This window comes from Saccharothrix sp. (genome assembly GCF_031180885.1).
In the GTDB taxonomy this organism is placed as follows: domain Bacteria; phylum Actinomycetota; class Actinomycetes; order Mycobacteriales; family Pseudonocardiaceae; genus Actinosynnema.
Genome location: NZ_JAPSLK010000017.1, coordinates 126,293 through 146,229, shown reverse-complemented (window position 1 = coordinate 146,229; position 19,937 = coordinate 126,293). Strand labels below are relative to the sequence as shown.

Annotated in this window: 22 protein-coding genes; 10 read left to right on the top strand and 12 right to left on the bottom strand. The window is 70.8% G+C overall.

The window, feature by feature from the left end; genetic code table 11:
• Positions 1-19 precede the first annotated feature (19 nt).
• From RIN75_RS21440 to RIN75_RS21430, 3 genes are all read left to right on the top strand, one after another.
• Entirely contained in the window at positions 20-724 is a 705-nt protein-coding gene (locus RIN75_RS21440; protein WP_375295998.1) for a potassium channel family protein, read from the top strand.
• A gap of 1 nt (position 725) precedes the next feature.
• Entirely contained in the window at positions 726-1,382 is a 657-nt protein-coding gene (locus RIN75_RS21435) for a TrkA family potassium uptake protein (RefSeq protein ID WP_309113767.1), read from the top strand.
• Positions 1,383-1,456: 74 nt separating this feature from the next.
• A complete protein-coding gene (locus RIN75_RS21430; protein ID WP_309113766.1) occupies positions 1,457-2,098 on the top strand; it encodes a LysE family translocator in 642 nt (213 codons plus the stop codon).
• A 12-nt stretch (positions 2,099-2,110) separates the two neighbouring features.
• Here the strand turns inward: RIN75_RS21430 and RIN75_RS21425 are convergent, their stop codons facing one another.
• Together RIN75_RS21425 and RIN75_RS21420 are read right to left on the bottom strand one after the other, a co-directional pair.
• Positions 2,111-2,788 (bottom strand): DUF3159 domain-containing protein, encoded by a 678-nt coding sequence (locus RIN75_RS21425; RefSeq protein WP_309113765.1) that lies wholly within the window; start codon positions 2,786-2,788, stop codon positions 2,111-2,113.
• Complete coding sequence (locus tag RIN75_RS21420) at positions 2,785-3,162, bottom strand: OB-fold nucleic acid binding domain-containing protein (RefSeq protein ID WP_309113764.1); 378 nt, start codon at positions 3,160-3,162, stop codon at positions 2,785-2,787. The genes RIN75_RS21425 and RIN75_RS21420 overlap by 4 nt, the downstream gene beginning before the upstream one ends.
• Positions 3,163-3,271: 109 nt before the next feature.
• Between RIN75_RS21420 and RIN75_RS21415 the strand changes: the two genes are divergently transcribed.
• Complete coding sequence (locus RIN75_RS21415; protein WP_309113763.1) at positions 3,272-3,937, top strand: alpha/beta hydrolase; 666 nt, start codon at positions 3,272-3,274, stop codon at positions 3,935-3,937.
• Here the strand turns inward: RIN75_RS21415 and RIN75_RS21410 are convergent.
• The gene (locus tag RIN75_RS21410) at positions 3,934-4,557 is read right to left on the bottom strand and encodes a DUF3710 domain-containing protein (protein ID WP_309113762.1); all 624 of its coding nucleotides are present in this window, start codon (positions 4,555-4,557) and stop codon (positions 3,934-3,936) included. The two genes, RIN75_RS21415 and RIN75_RS21410, sit on opposite strands and share 4 nt — an antisense overlap.
• Before the next feature lie 7 nt (positions 4,558-4,564).
• Positions 4,565-5,032: a dUTP diphosphatase gene (dut, locus tag RIN75_RS21405; RefSeq protein WP_309113761.1), complete on the bottom strand. Its 468-nt coding sequence runs from the start codon at positions 5,030-5,032 to the stop codon at positions 4,565-4,567.
• 24 nt (positions 5,033-5,056) lie between these two features.
• Here dut and RIN75_RS21400 point away from each other — a divergent pair, with 24 nt between their 5' ends.
• The gene (locus RIN75_RS21400) at positions 5,057-5,530 is read left to right on the top strand and encodes a DUF3093 domain-containing protein (RefSeq protein ID WP_309113760.1); all 474 of its coding nucleotides are present in this window, start codon (positions 5,057-5,059) and stop codon (positions 5,528-5,530) included.
• Between the two features lie 152 nt (positions 5,531-5,682).
• Here the strand turns inward: RIN75_RS21400 and RIN75_RS21395 are convergent, their stop codons facing one another.
• Positions 5,683-5,982, bottom strand: coding sequence for a DUF4193 domain-containing protein (locus RIN75_RS21395; RefSeq protein ID WP_121003693.1), 300 nt, complete (start codon positions 5,980-5,982; stop codon positions 5,683-5,685).
• Positions 5,983-6,412: 430 nt separating this feature from the next.
• Between RIN75_RS21395 and cei the strand changes: the two genes are divergently transcribed.
• Positions 6,413-7,147 (top strand): envelope integrity protein Cei, encoded by a 735-nt coding sequence (gene cei / locus RIN75_RS21390; RefSeq protein ID WP_309113759.1) that lies wholly within the window; start codon positions 6,413-6,415, stop codon positions 7,145-7,147.
• A gap of 87 nt (positions 7,148-7,234) precedes the next feature.
• Here cei and RIN75_RS21385 read toward each other — a convergent pair whose 3' ends face one another.
• The gene (locus RIN75_RS21385) at positions 7,235-8,032 is read right to left on the bottom strand and encodes an inositol monophosphatase family protein (protein ID WP_309113758.1); all 798 of its coding nucleotides are present in this window, start codon (positions 8,030-8,032) and stop codon (positions 7,235-7,237) included.
• Positions 8,033-8,128: 96 nt separating this feature from the next.
• Between RIN75_RS21385 and ppgK the strand changes: the two genes are divergently transcribed.
• The 3 genes from ppgK to RIN75_RS21370 all read left to right on the top strand — a co-directional run bounded on the left by ppgK (position 8,129) and on the right by RIN75_RS21370 (position 11,214).
• Positions 8,129-8,890 carry a polyphosphate--glucose phosphotransferase gene (ppgK, locus tag RIN75_RS21380; protein WP_309113757.1) on the top strand — a complete coding sequence of 254 codons (762 nt, stop codon included), beginning with the start codon at positions 8,129-8,131 and terminating at the stop codon, positions 8,888-8,890.
• 199 nt (positions 8,891-9,089) lie between these two features.
• Positions 9,090-10,397, top strand: a complete 1,308-nt coding sequence (locus RIN75_RS21375; protein ID WP_309113756.1) for an RNA polymerase sigma factor — start codon at positions 9,090-9,092, stop codon at positions 10,395-10,397.
• A gap of 637 nt (positions 10,398-11,034) precedes the next feature.
• Complete coding sequence (locus RIN75_RS21370; RefSeq protein WP_015800348.1) at positions 11,035-11,214, top strand: hypothetical protein; 180 nt, start codon at positions 11,035-11,037, stop codon at positions 11,212-11,214.
• Between the two features lie 90 nt (positions 11,215-11,304).
• Here the strand turns inward: RIN75_RS21370 and RIN75_RS21365 are convergent, their stop codons facing one another.
• The 5 genes from RIN75_RS21365 to RIN75_RS21345 all read right to left on the bottom strand — a co-directional run bounded on the left by RIN75_RS21365 (position 11,305) and on the right by RIN75_RS21345 (position 18,265).
• Positions 11,305-12,477 carry an ROK family protein gene (locus RIN75_RS21365; protein WP_309113755.1) on the bottom strand — a complete coding sequence of 391 codons (1,173 nt, stop codon included), beginning with the start codon at positions 12,475-12,477 and terminating at the stop codon, positions 11,305-11,307.
• A gap of 1 nt (position 12,478) precedes the next feature.
• Positions 12,479-13,918, bottom strand: coding sequence for an ABC transporter permease (locus RIN75_RS21360; RefSeq protein ID WP_309113754.1), 1,440 nt, complete (start codon positions 13,916-13,918; stop codon positions 12,479-12,481).
• Between the two features lie 10 nt (positions 13,919-13,928).
• Positions 13,929-14,702 (bottom strand): ATP-binding cassette domain-containing protein, encoded by a 774-nt coding sequence (locus RIN75_RS21355; protein WP_309113753.1) that lies wholly within the window; start codon positions 14,700-14,702, stop codon positions 13,929-13,931.
• 71 nt (positions 14,703-14,773) lie between these two features.
• Positions 14,774-15,907 carry a substrate-binding domain-containing protein gene (locus RIN75_RS21350; protein WP_309113752.1) on the bottom strand — a complete coding sequence of 378 codons (1,134 nt, stop codon included), beginning with the start codon at positions 15,905-15,907 and terminating at the stop codon, positions 14,774-14,776.
• 639 nt (positions 15,908-16,546) lie between these two features.
• The gene (locus RIN75_RS21345) at positions 16,547-18,265 is read right to left on the bottom strand and encodes a DEAD/DEAH box helicase (protein ID WP_309113751.1); all 1,719 of its coding nucleotides are present in this window, start codon (positions 18,263-18,265) and stop codon (positions 16,547-16,549) included.
• Between the two features lie 133 nt (positions 18,266-18,398).
• Between RIN75_RS21345 and RIN75_RS21340 the strand changes: the two genes are divergently transcribed.
• On the top strand, positions 18,399-19,475 hold the full coding sequence (locus tag RIN75_RS21340) for a YihY/virulence factor BrkB family protein (RefSeq protein ID WP_309113750.1): 1,077 nt from the start codon (positions 18,399-18,401) through the stop codon (positions 19,473-19,475).
• Between the two features lie 183 nt (positions 19,476-19,658).
• On the opposite strand, the gene RIN75_RS21335 is transcribed toward RIN75_RS21340, so the two are convergent.
• Positions 19,659-19,907, bottom strand: coding sequence for a DUF3039 domain-containing protein (locus RIN75_RS21335; RefSeq protein ID WP_309113749.1), 249 nt, complete (start codon positions 19,905-19,907; stop codon positions 19,659-19,661).
• Between the last annotated feature and the right edge of the window lie 30 nt (positions 19,908-19,937).

Sequence of the window (19,937 nt, the reverse complement as noted above, 5' to 3'; positions counted from 1 at the left end):
TCCTCCCCTGGTCGGAGTAATCGTCGGTAGGTTCTCCCCAGGCGTCGTTCAGGAGGCTTTCGTGCACGTGGTGATCATGGGGTGCGGCCGGGTGGGATCCTCCCTGGCCAAGGCCCTGGAACGCCTGGACCACCAGGTCGCGGTGATCGACAAGGACGCCCAGTCGTTCCGGCGGCTGGGTGCGGACTTCCACGGCCAGCAGGTCGTCGGCAACGGGTTCGACCAGAAGGTGCTCATCGAGGCGGGCATCGAGCGGGCTGGCGCGTTCGCGGCGGTGTCCAGCGGCGACAACTCGAACATCATCTCGGCGCGGGTCGCGCGGGAGACGTTCGGCGTGGAGGCCGTGGTCGCCCGGATCTACGACGAGAAGCGGGCCGCCGTGTACGAGCGGCTGGGCATCCCGACCGTGGCGACCGTGCCCTGGACGACGGACCGGTTCCTGCGGATGTTGCTGCCAGAGGGGGCGGCGACGGCGTGGCGCGACCCGTCCGGCGCGGTGGCGGTGCTGCCGTTGGAGCTGGACGAGGGCTGGGTGGGGCACTCCGTGCGCTCGTTCCAGGAGGCGACGGGGGCGCGGGTGGCGTTCATCATGCGGTTCGGGACCGGCGTGCTGCCGGAGTCGAAGACGGTGCTGCAGGCGGACGACGTCGTTTACGTGGCTGCTTTGTCCGGCACGGTGACCGATGTGGCCGCGGCGGCGGCCCATGCCCCTGAGGAGGCCTGACGTGCGGATCGCGATCGCTGGGGCGGGGGCTGTCGGCCGGTCCATCGCGGCGGAGCTGGTGGCCGACGGTCACCAGGTGATGCTGATCGAGCGGGACCGGAACCACTTCGAGCCGCACACGGTGGAGCAGGCGGAGTGGGTCCAGGCGGATGCCTGCGAGCTGTCTTCTTTGGAAGACGCCGGGATGCAGTTGTGTGATGTCGTGATCGCGGCTACCGGCGACGACAAGGTGAACCTTGTGGTGTCGTTGCTGGCCAAGACCGAGTTCGCGGTGCGGCGGGTGGTGGCGCGGGTCAACGACCCGAACAACGAGTGGCTGTTCACCGAGTCCTGGGGCGTCGATGTCGCGGTGTCCACGCCGCGGATCCTGTCGGCGCTGGTGGAGGAGGCGGTGACGGTCGGTGACGTGGTGCGGTTGCTGACGTTGCGGCAGGGGCAGGCGAACCTCGTGGAAATCACCTTGCCGGATGACACCCCGTTGGCCGGGTCGCCGGTGAATTCGCTGGATTTGCCGCGGGATGCGGCGTTGGTGACGATTCTGCGGGGTGGCAGGGTCATCGTCCCGACGCCGGATGACACGCTTGAGGGTGGGGACGAGTTGCTTTTCGTCGCGGCGGCGGATGTGGAGCGGGAGATCCGGTCGGCGCTCGGGTACTGATGCGCCTGCGGGGCCGGCTTGCGGTGGGCGGAAACCCGGGTGAGTTCGTGCTGGTGGGCGCTTAGCATCCCGGCATGGTGTCCACTGATCGGTTGCTCGCCTTCGCGGCGATGTCGTTCCTGCTCATCATCATCCCCGGGCCCAGCGTGCTCTTCGTCGTGGGACGGGCGTTGGCGCAGGGCAAGCGTGCCGCGCTGATGACCGTGTTCGGGAACACGCTCGGGGCGTACGCGCTGGTGGTGGCGGTGGCGCTGGGGATCGGCGCGGTCGTTGAGCGGTCGGTGCTGGTGTTCACCGTGCTCAAGCTGGCGGGGGCCGCCTACCTGGTCTACCTGGGGGTCAAGGCGTTCCGGGAGCGTGGGGCGATGGTCGCCTCGTTCGACGGGGGTGGGGGCGTCGCGCGGGGTGTCTGGCGGACGTTGTGGGAAGGGTTCGCGGTCGGGGTGGCCAACCCCAAGACGATCGTGTTCTTCGCCGCCGTGCTGCCGCAGTTCGTGGACCGGGCTCAAGGGCACGTCGTGGTGCAGATGCTCGTGCTCGGGCTGGTGTTCAACGTGATCGCCGTCGTGTCCGACAGCGTGTGGGGGCTGGCCGCGGCGACCGCGCGCGGGTGGTTCGCGCGGTCGCCCAAGCGGCTTGCGCTGGTCGGGGGCACCGGTGGGCTCGCCATGATCGGGCTCGGGGTGACGGTGGCCGTCACCGGGCGCAAGGACTAGCGAAGGAACTGGCTAGTCGTACTGGGAGCGGAGCCGTGCTTCGGCGGCTCTGTTCTCCTCTTCCTCCTTGGCCTGGGCGGCCTTGAGGCGCTTGTCCGAGCGGCGGACGGCCCAGACGGTCACGATCAGGGCCACGGCCATGAGGGGGTAGCCCATCGCGAGCTTGGCGGCGGCCAGCCAGCCGACCGAGGCCTCGTCGTAGAGCCAGCGCTGGACCACGAAGCGCGAGCCGAACACCAGCGCCCAGACGAGCGTGGCGATGTCGTAGTCGCGGACCGACGCCCGGTCCTTGCGCCACGCGGTGCCCTGGCCGTTGAGGAAGCTCCAGATCACGCCGGCCAGGGGCCAGCGGACGAGGATGGAGGCCACGAAGACGCCCGCGTAGACCAGGCTCTGCCAGATGCCGAACAGGAAGAATCCCTTGGCGTCACCGGTCCGGTAGGCGATGAAGGCGGCGATGCCGACGCCGAACACCGCGGACACGGCCGGCTGGACGCTGCCCTTCCGCATGGCGAGCACGATGCCGATGACCACGGCCGACCCCAGCGCGCTCCAGATCGCGGGCATGAGCCCCGCGAAAGCGTTCACCAGGACGAAGACCACCACCGGCAACGACGAGAAGAGCAGGCCGCTGACCCCGCCCATCTGCTCCAGAAGGGTCGGCTGCTTCTCTGATTCGGTTGAGGTCATGAAGCGGTCTGCAACTCGTAGTAGGGGTTGTAGAGCACCTTGCGACCGTCACGCACGGCGATGCGGCCACGGGCCTTGATGGTCCGACCGGGCTCGATGCCGGCGATCCGCCGCCGGCCCAGCCACACGAGGGTCACGCCCTCGGTGCCGTCGTACAGCTCGGCCTCCAGGGTCGCGGCGGCGTCCCGGGGGCACAGCTCGACGGTCCGCAGTCGCCCGAGCACGGTCACCTCCTGGCCGGACTTGCAGTCGCACGCCCGGACGGCGCCGACCTCCACGGCTTTTCGCGAGAGGTCGTCGGCGTCCAGCTCGCTCACGTCGGTGGTCAGCCGACGCACGAGGCGGCGCCAGTAGCCGCCCCCAGTTCCAGTCATCCCCGACTCCTGGGTGCTCCTCCGTGGACCTCGGCTGTGAGGCCCGTACGAGGCCAGGGTAACCGGGTACACCCGACCGGGTATCCGACTGGGGGAGGATGTTCACTCGATGACTTCCGCCACCGCCGTCCTCCTCCCCGGCACCGCCTCCGACGAGGTGTTCGTGCGCTCCGTGTTCGCCCGGCCACTGGCCGCCGCCGGCTTCGCGCTCGTCGCGCCCGAGTCGCGGTCGGTCGACGAGCACTTCGCGGCACTGGACGCCGCCTACGACGGACAACCGCTGGTGGTCGGGGGTGTGTCGCTGGGGGCGCACATCGCGGCGCGGTGGGCGGTGCGGAATCCGTCGCGGTGTGCGGGGGTGTTGGCGGTGCTGCCTGCGTGGACCGGGCAGCCGGATGGAGCGCCGGCGGCGTTGGCGGCCTCGGCCAGTGCCGCTGTGGTGTCGGCGGAGGGGGTCGACGCGGCGGTGGCCGGGGTGGAGGGGTGGGTCGGCGACGAACTGCGGCGGGCGTGGCCCCGGTACGGGGCGGCGCTGGCGGGAGTGCTTCGGGAAGCCGCCTCGTCGGACGCGCCCACCGTGGCCGAGCTGCGGGGGTTGGACGTGCCGGTCGGGGTGGCCGCGTGCACGGACGACCCGGTCCACCCGTTCGAGGTAGCCCGCAAGTGGGTGTCGGCGTTGCCCAGAGCAGCCCTGCGCACGACCACGCTGGCCGAGGTGGGCGCGGACCGGGAAGCCCTGGGCCGCGCCGCCCTCGACGCGCTGCGGAACGCCTAGCCCTGCTGCTGCTGGGCCGCGATGTGCCGGGCGATGGCCTCCGGCAGCTCGATCGGCAGCGGCGTGCGGACCGGCATCGGCTGCTCGCCGCGCTTGACCACGGTGTGCTTGATCAGCTCGTACAGCGCGTACCCGGCCTGCTCGCCCTGCTGCTCGGACGGGGCCGCCGCCACGCCGCGCAGCATCCAGCGGGGGCCGTCGACGCCCACGAAGCGCAGGAACACCTCGTTGTTGCGGGCGGTGATCTCCTCGCCCCACTGGCCGTTCTCGCGGTTGATGCGGAACCCGTCGCCCTTGAGCTGGGTGATCAGCTCCGCGCCCACCTCCGGCCACAGCCTGTCGGTCCTCGGCGCGGCGAACGCGCTGATGGTGAGCTGGCCGACCGGAGTCAGCAGGTGCACCGCGCGCACCGCGCCGGCCTGGTCCATCTCGACCTGGAGCTGCGCGCCCTCGGGCACCGGCAGCAGGACCGAGCCCAGGTCCAGCCGGTTCAGGCCGTCGTCGGGGGCGTGCTCGGAGTCGTACGGGCCGACCTCCGGGATGTCGAGGTCGACCTCGACCTCGGGCGCCGTCCCCCGGTTCGCGGAGTGCCTACCGCGCTTGCGGCGCTTTCCGAACATCTCGCCCTCACCCCTCCGTCCGGGCGAGCACCTCGTGCCCGCCAGTAGAGCCGTAGCCGCCCGCGCCCCGCGCCGAGTCGGGCAGCTCGTCGACTTCGCGGAACACGGCGTGCTCCACCTTCTGCACCACCAGCTGGGCGATCCGGTCGCCGCGGGAGAGCACGACCGGCTCCCGCAGGTCGTGGTTGACCAGGCACACCTTGATCTCGCCCCGGTAGCCCGCGTCGATCGTGCCGGGCGTGTTGACCACGCTGAGCCCCACCCGGGCGGCCAGTCCGCTGCGCGGGTGCACGAACCCCGCGTACCCCTCGGGCAGCGCGATCGCGATGCCGGTGCCGACCACGGCCCGCTCCCCCGGTTCGATCACCACGTCGGTGGTCGTCACGAGGTCGGCGCCCGCGTCGCCGGGTCTGGCGTACGACGGGAGCGGTACGGAGGGATCGAGCCGGGACAGCAGGACCTCGACGCTGGGCACGGCGCGCGAGACTACCCTGGTGGCGTGAGCGAGAGTGCTGTGACCGCCCCGATCGCCTTCCGGGAGCGGTTGTTCGTGCCCTGGTGGGGCTGGCCGCTGCCGCTGGCCGCGGCGGTGCTGCTGGCCGCCGAGATCCACATGGGGTTCCCCGGCGTGCGGTCGTGGCTGCCGTACGTGGTGACCGTGCCGCTGGCGTTGCTGCTGCTGTGGCGGATGGGCTCGCTCAAGGTCGAGGTGTCCGGCGGGGAGCTGCGGGTCGGTGACGCGCACGTGCCGGTGGACCTGCTCGGCGCGGTCGAGGTGTTCGACGCGAAGACCAAGCGCAAGGCGATGGGGCCGAACCTGGACCCGGCGGCGTTCGTCGCGCACCGCGGGTGGATCGGTCCGGTGGTGAAGGTGGCCCTGGAGGACCCGGCCGACCCGACGCCGTACTGGTTGTTCAGCGTCCGGTCGCCGGAGAAGCTGGTGGCCGCGCTGGAGGCGGCGAAGTCCGCCTGATCGGGCGGACGCGAGGACTGCTCGCATCCGACCCCTCGAACGCGTCTGGGCGCCACCCCGGCGGTTGGGGTGAGCGCCCAGGAACGGGTCGTGCTCGGTCCGGTCGACTGTCCGCGCTGGTCAGGGCCAGTCGCGGCAGGTGTGGCGCGGTGTCAGGCGCAGTCGCGGCAGATGTACTGGCCGTTGACTTCCTCGGCCAGCCTGCTGCGGTGGTGCACCAGGAAGCACTTCGAGCAGGTGAACTCGTCGGCCTGCTTGGGCAGCACCTTGAAGGTCAGTTCCTCACCGGACAGGTCGGCGCCCGGCAGCTCGAAGTTCTCGGCGGACGCGTCCTCGTCGATGTCGACGACCCCGGACTGCGTCTCGTTGCGCCGCGCCTTCAACTCCTCCAGGGAGTCCTCAGCGAGTTCGTCCGCCTCGCTGCGACGCGGTGCGTCGTAGTCGGTCGCCATTGTCTTTTCACCCCTGCGGTCTACGGAGACTGTTCGTGTCGCTGGTAAACGCACCAGCGCCCCTGTTTGTGCCCTCCGTCCCCAGTGACGGAGGTCTCGCCCGCGCGGCCGGGCGCCAACCCCCTGTACGTCGACGCATCAGGCTGTCCGGGAGCGCGCGGAGCGCCGAGAGGGTAGCTCATTGATCGGGTGGGCGTGCAGCGGGTTCCCCCTAATTGAGCAGACGGGTGAGAGGCCCTTCCCTGCCAGGCCCGATAGGCTGGAAACGGGCCTTGCCCACCCGTGCCGGCCGTGTTGCGATGCCTGCGAGCACCGTTGACCGTCCGCCACCGGGTGATCGCGGCCCGCTACGCCAGGGCCCGGAACGCGGATCGCGGCGGGGCGGAATAGCCTGATCACCAACAGCACTACGCCAGGGAGGTCGGCGGACGTGGGACCCGGGTCGGGGAGCAGCGGGTCGTCGCGGTACCGGAGGCGGCGGCCGTGGCCTGCCATAGTGCTGTTCCTGGTGCTCGCGGTCTCCGCCGTGGTGGTGTGGAACCGCGTGCTGTCCGAGGCCGGGGACGTGGACGCGGCCATCAAGTGCAATACGCCGGGCAGCGCCGCTTCGTCGTCGGTGGCGGCCCCCGTGCCGGGCGGCGCGCCCGCGCCCGAGCCGCCGCAGCCCGCGCCCGCGCTGGGCACGGTGCTCTCGCACGACGCCCTCGACCGCACGGACCCGGTCCCGGTCAGCGACGTGCAGTTCCGCGTGGTCAACGCCAGCACCCAGCGCAACCAGGCGCGGTTCGTGGCCACCACGCTGACCGAGCTGGGCCTGAAGCAGGCCGCCGAACCCGGCAACGACCCGCTGTACCCGGCGCAGGACATGACGTGCCGCGGCCAGATCCGCTTCGGCGCGCCCGGCGCGGGTGCGGCCCGGACGCTGAGCCTGATCGCGCCGTGCCTGGAGCTGGTGCAGGACGGGCGCCAGGACGCGACGGTGGACCTGGCGATCGGCAAGAAGTTCGGCGAGGTCAAGCCCAACCAGGACGCCCGCCGGGTGCTCGACCAGCTCACGACGTGGGCCGAGCAGTACCCGGACCGGCAGGGCGGCCAGGTCGCCGAGATCCCGCCGCCGTCGGTGAACCCCGACCACCTCAAGGGCGCCCGCGACGTCCAGTGCTGACGTCCGCTGCCGGGTTCGCCGCCTGGGTCGGGGCATCCCCGCGCGGGGCGGTTGCTCCCCCGCGCGGGCGATTTCCGGGAAATCCGGTCAGACCTTGCTGAAGCCGTGTTCGACCAGGGCGGCGAACAGGGCGTCCGCGATGCCCGGCGCGGCGGCGAACGTGGCGTCCGCGCCCAACTCCGGGGCTTCACCCGGTAGGTGGACCACCGCGCCCGCCTCGCGGGCCAGCAGCGCGCCGCCGGCCCAGTCCCAGCGGCCCAGGGTGTGCTCGGCGTAGGCGTCCAGCCGGCCCGCCGCCACCGCGCACAGGTCCAGCGACGCCGCGCCGGCCCGCCGCATGTCCCGGACCACCGCGGCCAAGCCGGCCCACGCCTCCGCCTGCCGCTTGCGCCGGTCGGCCCGGTAGGCGAACCCGTAGCCGAGCAGGGTCAGGTCCAGCCGGGTCTGGTCCGACACGGCCAGCCGCCGGCCGTCCAGCCACGCCCCGCCGCCCTGCCACGCCGTCCACACCCGCCCGCTCGCCGGCTCCACCACGGCCGCCGCCACCGACACCCCGTCCACCTGCGCGGCGATGGACACCGCGTAGTGGGGGATGCCGTACAGGTAGTTCACGGTCCCGTCGATCGGGTCCACGACCCAGGTCAGCCCCTCGACCTCGTCGCCGCCCTCCTCCTCGCCCACCACCGGCTCGCCGGGGCGCAGCTCGGCCAGCCGCGCGCGCACCAGCCGCTCGGAGGCCCGGTCCGCGGCGGTCACCACGTCGGTGAGGGTGCTCTTGGTGTCGAAATCGGACACCGCGGTGGCCCGCGTCGACTGCACGAGATCACCCGCCTCGCGCCCGACCTGCACCGCGACCTCGACCAATCCGCTCGGATCGAAAGGCAAGGTGTTCCTCCTGCGTCACTCTCACGGGACTATCGGGGAAGTCCAGGCTAAGGTCTGCGGCCACGGTTACTGAATCGAGTAGGAAGGGCCACGGGGATGGGCATGACCCGCGGGTTCGGCGTGGACATCGGCGGTTCGGGCATCAAGGGCGGCCTGGTGGACCTGGAGGCGGGCGCGCTGGACGGTGAGCGACTGCGCATCCTGACGCCGCAGCCGTCGACGCCCGACGCGGTCGCCGACGTGGTCGCCGAGATCGTCGAGAAGTTCGAGTGGACCGGCCCCCTCGGCGTGACCCTCCCGTGCGTGGTCAAGCGGGGCGTCGCGCACACCGCCGCGAACGTCGACAAGGGGTGGATCGGCACCGACGCGGCCGAGCTGTTCGCCCGCCGCCTCGGGAAGCCGAAGGAGGACGTCGTCGTGCTCAACGACGCCGACGCCGCCGGCATCGCCGAGATGCGCTTCGGGTCCGGGCGGGGCAAGGACGGCCTGGTGGTGCTGCTGACGTTCGGCACCGGCATCGGCAGCGCCCTGTTCGTCGACGGCGAGCTGATCCCCAACACCGAGTTCGGCCACCTGGAGGTCGACGGGCACGACGCGGAGAAGCGCGCCGCCGCCTCGGTGAAGGAGGACAAGGGCCTGAGCTGGGCGGAGTGGGCGCCCCGGGTGTCGCGGTACCTGAACGTGCTGGAGGACCTCATCTGGCCGGACCTGGTCATCGCGGGCGGCGGGGTCAGCAAGAAGGCGGAGAAGTGGCTGCCGCTGCTGGAGGTGCGCACCGAGGTCGTGGCGGCGGCGCTGAAGAACGACGCGGGCATCGTGGGCGCGGCCGTGGCCGCCACGCAGGGTCTCCGACACTGAACCATTCGCGTCCGTTCTAGCTGCGGAAACGCGTGTCGATGCGCATCTGATGCGGGTGATGCGCATCTGCGCGCGATTCTCGTCGTTACAATGGAACGGTGCCCCGCCGACGAACATCCGGCGGGCTCTCCCCCGTACTCCGGCGACCGAGGTTCGCGCCCTTCGGTTTGCCTTGATCGACAGTCGCGAAAGGGCGTACGTGGCAGCCGCGAAGACGACTCAGGCAGCTAAGGCTGACGCCGAGGAGACGCCCAAGGCCACCTCGGCGAGGAAGGCCCCGGCCAAGAAGCCGGCGGCGAAGACCGCCGCGGCGGGCAAGACGGCCACGCGGGCGCCGCGCAAGACGGCCGCCAAGGCCGGTGCCGCCGCGCCTGCCAAGGCCAAGAAGGCGACCGAGGGCGACGAGCCCGAAGACCTCGAAGCCCTGCCGGGTGACGAGGACCTGGTCGACGACGTCGAACTGATCGACGAGCCCGTCGAGGACGAGCCGGCCGAGGAGGAGGCCAAGCCGGGCGAGGGCGACTTCGTCTGGGACGAGGAGGAGTCCGAGGCCCTCCGGCAGGCCCGCAAGGACGCCGAGCTCACCGCGTCGGCCGACTCCGTCCGCGCCTACCTCAAGCAGATCGGCAAGGTCGCCCTGCTCAACGCGGAGGAGGAGGTCGAACTCGCCAAGCGCATCGAGGCCGGCCTCTACGCCGCCGAGCGGGTGCGCCGGGCGGAGGAGGAGAGCGAGAAGCTCACCCCCCAGCTGCGCCGCGACCTGCGCTGGATCGTGCGGGACGGCGAGCGCGCCAAGAACCACCTGCTGGAGGCCAACCTCCGCCTGGTGGTGTCGCTGGCCAAGCGCTACACCGGCCGCGGCATGGCGTTCCTCGACCTGATCCAGGAGGGCAACCTGGGTCTGATCCGCGCGGTCGAGAAGTTCGACTACACCAAGGGCTACAAGTTCTCGACCTACGCCACGTGGTGGATCCGCCAGGCCATCACCCGCGCGATGGCCGACCAGGCCCGCACCATCCGCATCCCGGTGCACATGGTCGAGGTCATCAACAAGCTCGGCCGCATCCAGCGCGAGCTGCTCCAGGACCTGGGCCGCGAGCCCACGCCGGAGGAGCTGGCCAAGGAGATGGACATCACCCCGGAGAAGGTGCTGGAGATCCAGCAGTACGCCCGGGAGCCGATCTCGCTGGACCAGACGATCGGCGACGAGGGCGACAGCCAGCTCGGCGACTTCATCGAGGACTCGGAGGCCGTGGTGGCCGTGGACGCGGTGTCGTTCACGCTGCTGCAGGACCAGCTCCAGTCCGTGCTGGCGACCCTGTCCGAGCGCGAGGCGGGCGTGGTCCGGCTGCGGTTCGGTCTGACGGACGGGCAGCCGCGCACGTTGGACGAGATCGGGCAGGTGTACGGGGTCACGCGGGAGCGGATCCGGCAGATCGAGTCGAAGACGATGTCGAAGCTCCGCCACCCGTCGCGGTCCCAGGTGCTGCGCGACTACCTCGACTGAGCACTTCGAACGGCGAACGCCGGTGGCCCTTCGGGGCCACCGGCGTTTTCGTTTTCGGCGCGACGCGCACGCGGGGCCGGGCGGTTCGGCGGGCGGCGAGACAGCGCGGCGGCGATGCGGGCAGGCGCGGCAGCGGCGGGCGAGCGCGGGCAGCAGCGGCAGTTCGGCCGCGGCAGGTTCGGCGGGTGGCGTGCGACTGGATTCGGTGCGGTGCGCGAGCCGGCGGTCGGTTGACGGGCGGTGAATCGGACAAAACGCGTCCGAATCGTGGAATGGCGGGGCGTGTTCGCTCTCGGCTGACCAAAGTGTTACCCGTCACAGCGAAGAGCAGTGGGCACCCACCGTTCGGAGCAACGGGCGTGCGCCCGTTGTCGTATTCGCAGGTCCGGAAGCGTTGGCACGACAGCGGAACGTGAGCGGTTCCCGTGGCGAACCGGTGGAAAGTCGGGGGTTCGGGGAGTGCGGTGCCCGGGTAAATGATGAGTGACGCGGGTCGCCACGACCCCGGGAACACTGACTTACGCCCGTGCGTCTGCAAGAGTGGAAGCAGCGAACACGACGCACCCGCCAGATGCGGAGTGGTCGCAGCTAGGTGTGAGGGCACCGAACCACGGTGCCGGGACGGAGGGAGATTTCCATGACTACCACGCTCACCCGCCCCGCTTTGACCGCTGCCGACCGCTGCGACCGCTGCGGGGCTGCTGCCCAGGTGCGCGCCGTGCTCCCGTCCGGGGGCGAGCTGCTGTTCTGCGGGCACCACGCCCGCGAGCACAGCACGAAGCTGCGCGAACTCGCTGCTGAACTGCAGCAGGGCTGATCACGGCGGGCGCGAAGCCCGCCAGCACCCTAGCCGTCCGGGGCGGAGATCCGATCGGGGTCTCCGCCCCCCTGCATTTTCAGACGGCGCTCAGACCTCGGAGAGCACTGGCTCGAAGGCAAGCTCGGCGGCGCCCAGGAGCTTCGCGTCGCGGCCGAGAGGGGACGACAGGATGCGGGTGCCGCCGACAGCACGGCTCACCAGGGAGCGCTTCTGCACGACCCGGCGCACCTCGTCCACCACCTGGTCGGGCAACGCCGTGAACAGGTCGCCCAGGACCACCAGTTCCGGCCCCAGCATGTTCACCACCGTGACCAGCCCCATCGCCAGCCACTCGGTGAACTCCCCCAACCGGTGCGCCACGGCCTCCGGCGACGCCGCCAGCGACCGCAGCTCCGCCACCACGGCGCCCCGCGGCGCGTCCTCGGGCAGGGCCAGGGCGCGGCACAGCGCGGCCTCGCCCACCTCGGTCTCCCAGCACCCCTGGCAGCCGCAATAACACCGCCGGCCGCCGGGCCGCACCACCATGTGCCCCAGCTCGCCGACGTACCCGCCGGTGCCGCGCAACGGCCTCCCGGACGAGATCACGCCACCGCCGACCCCCACGTCGGCGGTGATGTAGACCATGTCGGACGCGGTGCGGGCGGCACCGCGGACGTGTTCGGCCAGCGCGCCCAGCTCGGCGTCGTTGCCGACCTGGACGGGCACCTTCAGCACCGCCGACAACCGCGACCCCAGGGCCACGTCCGTCCAGTGCAGGTTCGGGGCCTCGTGCACCAGACCGTCCGCCCGCCGCACCACCCCGGGCACCGACACCCCGACCCCGACCGGCACCACGTCCAGCTCGTCGGCCAGCAGCTTGGCCGAGTCGGCGATGTGCGTGATCACCTCGCCGGGGTCGCGGGACCGGTGGTGCAGGTTCCACGAGTCGCGCCCGAGGATGTCGCCGCCCAGCCCGACGAGCGCCATCGCCACCTGCTCGACGCGGACGTCGATGGCCATCACGACCGCGGCGTGCGGTTGCGGCAGCACCAGCAGTGACGGCCGCCCGGCGCCGGAGCGCTGGGCTGGGACGCGTTCGGCCACCACGCCGGACTCGGCCAGCCCGTCCACCAGGGCCTTGATCGTGCTGCGGTTGAGCCCCAGCTCGGCCGCGAGCGACGCCCTGGTGGACGGTCCGTCCACGTGCAGCTTGCGCAACAGCGCGGTGCGGTTGTGCCTGCGGACCTCGTCGGGTCGGGCACCGGCGGTGGGGGTGGTCACGTCAGCGCGGAGCCACCGCCGCCCGACGCCGGGACAGCGCGTCGACGCTGGCGGCCAGCAGCAGCACCAGGCCGGTCACGATGAACACGACGGCGGCGGGCTGCTTGAGCAGACCCATGCCGTTGTTGATGGTCGCCAGCACCGCCGCGCCGATGACCGCGTCCCGCAGCCGGCCCTTGCCGCCGAACAGCGACGTGCCGCCGATGACGGCCGCGCCGACCGACAGCAGCAGGGTGTTGCCGCCACCGGCGTTCGGGTCGACCGAGCCGACCTTGGACGAGTACACGATCGCGCCGATGGCCGCGGCGGAGGAGCAGATCACGAACACGCTCATCCGGATCTGGGCCACGTTGATGCCCGCCCGGTTCGCGGCTTCCTTGTTGCCGCCCACCGCGTAGACGTGCCGGCCGTACCGGGTGCGCTCCAGCACGAACGTGCCGATCACCAGCAGCACCAGCACGATCGGCACCACGTACGGCACACCCGTGATCACCACGAGCGACGAGGCGGACCTGTTGAGCGTCAGCAGGTAGGTCCCGACCGCGCCGAGGACCACCACGGCCGCCACCTTGGTCAGCACCAGCGGGGTGGGCGGAGCGACCAAGCCCTTGCGCAGCCTGGAGAAATGCCTGCCGAGCACGACCGCAGCATAACCGCCGACCGCGATCGCGAAGAGCGCCCACGAGCCCGCGGTGGTCAGGTTGCCGTTGGCGACCTTGAACATCACCTCGTTGTTGAGACCGAGGACACCGCCCTGGCCGATGAACTGGAGCACCACGCCGCCCCACGCGAGGAACAGCGCCAGCGTCACGACGAACGACGGGATGCCGACCTTGGCGACCAGGAAGCCGGTGATGCAGCCGATCGCGGTGCCGACGCAGATCGCCAGCAGCATCTCGACCCACGGGTTGGCCGGGACGCCGATCAGGGAGATCAGGAGCGCCACCGCGGACAGCGCGGTGCCCGCCCAGATGCGCATCAGCGCCGCGAGCACCGCGGCCAGCGCCAGCAGCGCGCAGAACAGGTAGAAGACGGTGTCGCCCATGCCGCCCATCAGGTTGCCGCCCTTGACCAGGTGCAGCGCCATCACCGATGCGCACACGCCGGACGCGGTGCCCGCGGACAGGTCGATCTCGCCGAGCAGCAGCACGAACACCAGGCCCATGGCGATGATCGTGATGCTCGCGCCCTGGGCGAGGAGGTTCGCGATGTTGCCCAGCGTGAAGAACGTGTCGGCGAGCGAGCTGAACACGATCAGCAGGGCGACGAGGCCGAGCAGCGCGGGCAGCGGGCCGAGTTCGCCGCCGCGCAGCCGGGCGACGTAGTCGCGCACCGCCTCGCCGGTGGACTGGGATGTGGTGTCGATGCCGAAGTCGGAGATCGCGCCCTGGGCCGGGGGCGGGGTGTCCGCGGACGAGGTCTCGCTGGTGGTGTTGGTCATGCCGGGGTCCTCAGATGGTGGCGGATTCGGGGCGGGCGATGCCGAGGTCGCCGGAACGACCCGCGGTGATCAGCTCCACGACCTGGCCGTGGGTGACGTCCTTGGTGAGCACCTCGGCGGCCATGCGGCCGAGGTAGAGGCACGCGATGCGGTCCGCGACCTCGAAGACGTCGTTCATGTTGTGGCTGATCAGGACGACGCCGAGGCCCTGTTCGGCGAGCCTGCGGACGAGGTCGAGCACCTGCCGGGTCTGCGCGACGCCGAGCGCGGCGGTCGGCTCGTCGAGCAGGACGACCTTGCTGTTCCACAGCACGGCCTTCGCGATCGCGACGGTCTGCCGCTGGCCGCCGGACAGCGACGCCACCTGGGTGCGCACGGACTTGACCGTGCGGACGCTCAACGACGTCAGGGTCTTGCGGGCGGCCTGCTCCATGTCGGCCTCGTCGAGCAGGCCCGCCTTGCCGCGCTCCCGGCCGAGGAACATGTTCTGGACGATGTCGAGGTTGTCGCACAGCGCGAGGTCCTGGTACACGACCTCGATGCCGAGGTGGGCGGCGTCGCGCGGCCCGTGGATGTGGACCTGCTCGCCCTCGAAGTACACCTCGCCGGAGTCGATCGGGTGGATGCCCGCGATGCACTTGACCAACGTCGACTTGCCCGCGCCGTTGTCGCCGACCAGCGCGGTCACCTCGCCGGGCTGGACGGTGAAGTCGATGTCGTGCAGGACGTGCACGGGGCCGAAGCTCTTGTTGATGCCGCGCAGGTCGAGGATCGGCTCAGTCACTAGAGGTCTCCTGGGTTGAAGCGCACCACTGCGGGGTGTGGTGGCCACACCCCGCAGCGGCTAGCGCTTGATTACTTGATGCCCAGCTCGGTGCAGGCGGCCTGGGTGTCGGCGACGCAGATCTCCGACGCCTTGACGAAGCCCGCGTCCACGACGGACTTCACCTTGTCCTTGGTGATCAGCAGCGGGGTCAGCAGGACCGAGGCGACGTCGCGGTTGCCCTTGGTGTCCTTGGTCTTGCCGGTGGCGATCTTGTCGGCCGCGGCGGTGTCGCCCTTGGCCAGCGCGGCGGCCAGCTTGGCGGCGGCCTGCGCCTCGTCGGCGATCGGCTTGAACACGGTCATGTACTGGTCGCCGCGCAGGACGGCCTGCAGGCCCTCCGGCGTGGCGTCCTGGCCGGTGACCGGGACCTTGCCGTTGAGGCCGTACTTCTTGAGCACGGTGATCACCGCGCCGGCGAGGCCGTCGTTGGCGGCGACGACGCCGTCCACCTTCTGGCCGTTGCCGGTCAGGATCTGCTCGAAGGTGGTGCCGCCCTTCTGGTTGTCCCAGTTCTCGATCGCCTGCGACTGGACGAGCTTGAAGTCACCGGCGTCGTACTTGGGCTGGAGGACCTTGCGCTGGCCCTCGTGGAACAGGGTCGCGTTGTTGTCGGTCGGGGCGCCCTCGATCTCGATGACCTCGGCCGGCTTCTTGCCCGGCGCGAGCTTGGCCATGCCCTCGACGAAGCCCTGGCCCTGCAGCTCGCCGACCTTCACGTTGTCGAAGGACACGTAGTACTTCGAGCTGCCGCCGAGGTTGAGGCGGTCGTAGTCGATGACCGCGATGCCCTGGGCCTCGGCCTTCTTCGCGACGGCCGCGCCGACCTCGCTGTTCGGGGTGGCGATGATCAGGACCTTGACGCCGGCGTTGATCATGCCGTCGGCCAGGGTGGAGAACTTCTGCACGTCGCCCTGGGCGTTCTGGATGTCCGGCGTGAGGCCCTCGGCCTTGAGGGCCTTGTCCAGGAGCGGCTTGTCGAAGCCCTCCCAGCGGGCGGAGCTGGCGGTCTCGGGGAGGATGACGCCGACCTTCGCGCCGCCCGAGCCGCTGTCAGTGTTCGTGCCCGTGGTGGTGCCACCGCCGGACGTGTTGGCGCCGCACGCCGTCATGGCAACGGCGAGGCCAGTGCCGACGGCGATGAGGGCGAGGCTCTTGCTGCGCATCCGCATCCCTTTCAGAGCTACGCGGGAAATGTTGTGGCGCACAACGTATGCCGCGACCACCCGTGACCGGAAGCACACTTGACCGATAAAGTAGGCACGATGAGCTAACGAGGAGGTAACCGAACGGACATCTGACTACTCTGAACGGAGTAGTCAGCTACGACGGGTCAACGGAGGGGTTACCGGGGGTTTGTTGCGGGCTCCTCCGAATGTGGCCGGCTTGCCCCTGCTGGAGGAACGCGCTTCGTGCTCTCAGGACGTACGCGCCGGCGCGCTCTCAAGATCAAAAGCTCGAAAGATCGAAAGCTTGAAGGATCAAAGCCTGAAAGATCAAAAGCGGCGCTCGCCGCGCGGCAGGCCCCGGGGGGTGGAAGGGCGTCGGTTCGTCCCCCGTACGGCCTGCCGGAGGCAACCACCCTTCGCCCTTCTTGGCAACCGGAAAAGCTGGTTGCCAAGAAGGGCGAAGCGCGGTTGGGCTGCGCCCAGGCCGTACGGGGGACGAACCGAGGCCCTTCCTGTGGCTGATAGCCCATAGGGGGCGCCTGCGGCGCAAAAGCAGCCGCTGCGCGGCGGAAACGGCCGCTGGCGCGGTGAAGGCAGTGGGGCGGCGGCCCGAAGGGGAGAACCAGGGGGAAGGGGTTACCAGGAGCGCAGGGTGGCGATGCGTTCCTCTAGCTGCTCGATGCTCGCCATGGCCGTGGGAGGTCCGCCGCAGTACTCGCGGAGTTGGTTGTGGATCTTTCCGTGCGGCTTCTTGGTGCGGTGGTGGTGCATCGCGACCAGGGTGTTCAGTTCCTTGCGCAGCTGCGCAAGGCGTTCCTGGACGCTCGCCGGGCGGGTGGCGGCCGGTGCGGGGGCCGCTGGGGCGTTGGCGGCCTTGCGGCTGGCTTCGACCAGTTGCTTCTCCTGGCGCTGGCGCAGCAGTGCCCGGACCTGATCGGGCTCCAGCAGGCCGGGCAGGCCCAGGTACTCCTGCTCCTCCTCGCTGCCCGCGAACGCCGCCGTGCCGAAGGACGAACCGTCGTAGATGACCTGGTCCAGCTCGGCCGACGCGCCCAGCGCGGTGTAGGCCCGTTCCTCCTCGCCCGGCTCGTCCTGGACCTGGTTGGCCTGGGACAGCAGCTCGTCGTCCCAGCCGTCCTTCTCGCGGTGCGGTTTGCCGAGGACGTGGTCGCGTTGCTGCTCCAGCTCGCTGGCCAGGCCGAGCAGCACCGGCACGCTGGGCAGGAAGACGCTCGCCGTCTCGCCCTTCGCCCTCGCGCGCACGAAACGGCCGATCGCCTGGGCGAAGAACAACGGGGTGGAGGCGCTGGTCGCGTACACGCCGACCGCAAGCCTCGGCACGTCGACGCCCTCGGACACCATCCGGACGGCGATCATCCACCGGTCCGTGGACTCCGAGAACTCGGCGATGCGGCCGGACGCCTTGGGGTCGTCGGACAGCACCAGGGTGGCGTCGTGGCCGGTGGTCCGCTTCAGGATCTCGGCGTACGCCTTGGCCACGGTCTGGTCGGTCGCGATCACCAGGCCGCCGGCGTCGGGCATCCCGCCCTCGCGGAGCTGGGTGAGGCGCACGTCGGCGGCCTTGAGGACGGACGGCATCCACTCGCCGGTCGGGTCCAGGGCCACCCGCCACGCTCGGGCGGTCTGCTCTTGGGTCAGCGGTTCACCCAGACGGGCGGAGAACTCCTCGCCGGCGCTGGTGCGCCAGCTCGCCTCGCCCGAGTACGCCAGGAAAATCACCGGGCGGACGACGCCGTCCTTGAGCGCGTCCGCGTACCCGTAGGAGTGGTCGGAGCGGCTGCGTTGGACGCCGTCCGGGCCGGGCTCGTAGCTGATGAACGGGATGGGCGAGTCGTCCGAGCGGAACGGGGTGCCGGTCAGGCACAGGCGCCGGGTCGCGGGGGTGAACGCCTCGCGGATCGCGTCGCCCCAGGACTTCGCGTCACCGCCGTGGTGCACCTCGTCCAGCAGGACCAGGGTCTTGCGGTTCTCGGTGCGCACCCGGTGCAGCGTGGGGTGGGCGGCGACCTGGGCGTAGGTGACGGCGACGCCGTGGTAGTCGCGGGAGGTCACCGCGTTGGTGTTGCGGAAGTTCGAGTCGATCGCGATGCCGACGGCCGCCGCGGCCTGCGCCCACTGGTGCTTGAGGTGCTCGGTCGGCGCGACGATGGTCACCGCCTCGACCGTCCGGTCGGCCAGCAGCTCGGCCGCGACCCGCAGGCCGAAGGTGGTCTTGCCGGCGCCCGGCGTCGCGACCGCGAGGAAGTCCTTGGGCTTGGCCGCCAGGTACTTGGTCAGGGCGCGGCGCTGCCAGGCGCGGAGCGGGCGGGTCGTTGCGACTTGCGGTTGCGACAACCTCGAACCCCTCCTGCGGCAATCGTGGACATGCGAATGCCCTCGGGTGGATGACCGTCGAGGGCACCGACAGCCTACCTGCCCGCGCCGCGACACCACGGCGCCGATGCCGCGAAATCACCCCCGATGCACCATGCTTGACCCTGCGATGGGTTCGCCGACTGACGAGACGGCACGCAGCAGGCCCCGGAAGGGACCACTGCGGTTGCTGGCGCGCACGCTCTCCAAGGCCTGGGAGGGCAGCATCTTCTCCGAGGCCGCCGAGGCGGCGTTCTGGCAGACCCTCTCCTTCCCGCCGCTGCTGCTGGGCCTGCTGGGCTCGATGGGCTACCTCGGCGACTGGATGGGCCCCGAGGTGGTCAGCGCGGTCAAGGACCGGATCATCTCGACGTGCCGGACGATCTTCAGCCAGGACGTCGTCAACGACGTGATCGCGCCGACGGTCGACCAGATCCTGACCATCGGCAAGGGCGAGATCGTGTCGGTGGGCTTCCTGATCTCGCTGTGGGCGGGGTCGTCGGCGATGTCGTCGTTCGTGGACGCCATCACCGCCGCGCACGACCAGTACGGGGTGCGCAACGAGGTGTGGCAGCGGATCTTCGCCCTGCTGCTGTACATGGCGAGCCTGGTGCTGCTGATCGTCGGGCTGCCGGTGCTGGCGCTCGGGCCGGACCTGCTGCCGGAGATCTTCCCGAGCGGGTGGCGCGACACCATCGAGTTCTGGCTGAGCGCGTTCTACTACCCGGGCGTGGCGGTGCTGCTGGTGCTGGCGCTGGCCACGCTGTACAAGCTGTCGCTGCCCAACAAGCTGCCGTGGCACCGGCTGGTGCCGGGGGCGGTCCTGGCGATGGCGGTGTTCCTGCTGTCGTCGATCGGCCTGCGCCTCTACATCCGGTGGATCACCACGACCGGGTACACCTACGGCGCGCTGGCCACGCCGATCGCGTTCCTGCTGTTCGCGTTCTTCATCGGCCTGGCCATCGTCATCGGGGCGTACTTCAACAGCGCCATCCAGGAGATGTGGCCCGCGAAGATGACCCGTCGGCAGCGCCGGCGGTGGCGGCGGCTGGAGCTGGAGCGGGCCGCGGAACGGATCAAGGCCGACGAGGGCAAGCAGGCCTGGCAGCCGACCGACGCCGACGCCGGCTCACCGGCGGACGTCACACCGCCGCCCGCCACCGAGCCGCTGCGGGCGGAAGGCCGGCCCTGAACGCAGTCCCGCCGAGCAGGCCCCCGAACGCGGTCCCGCCAGGCCGGCCCTGGACGCGGTTCGGCCAAGCAGATCCCGGAACGCGGTCCCGCCAGACCGGCCACCGAACGCGGTCGGCCGGACCCGGACAGCGCTGTGCCCCGGCGCCTGTCGCAGGCGTCGGGGCACCGGGGTCCGTGCGACCTACTCGCCGCCGCCCTTGGGCAGGCCGTCGAAGATCTTCTTGCAGTCCGGGCACACCGGGGAGCCGGGCTTCGGCGACCGCGTGACCGGGAAGACCTCACCGCACAGCGCCACCACGTGCGTGCCCATGACCGCGCTTTCCGCGATCTTGTTCTTGCGCACGTAGTGGAACATCTTCGGGGTGTCGTCGCCGGTGTGGTCGGTGCCTTCCGGGCGGACGTCGACCTCGGGCAGAGTCTGCGTGCTCACGTCGCCAGCTTACCTGGGAGGATGGCCCCT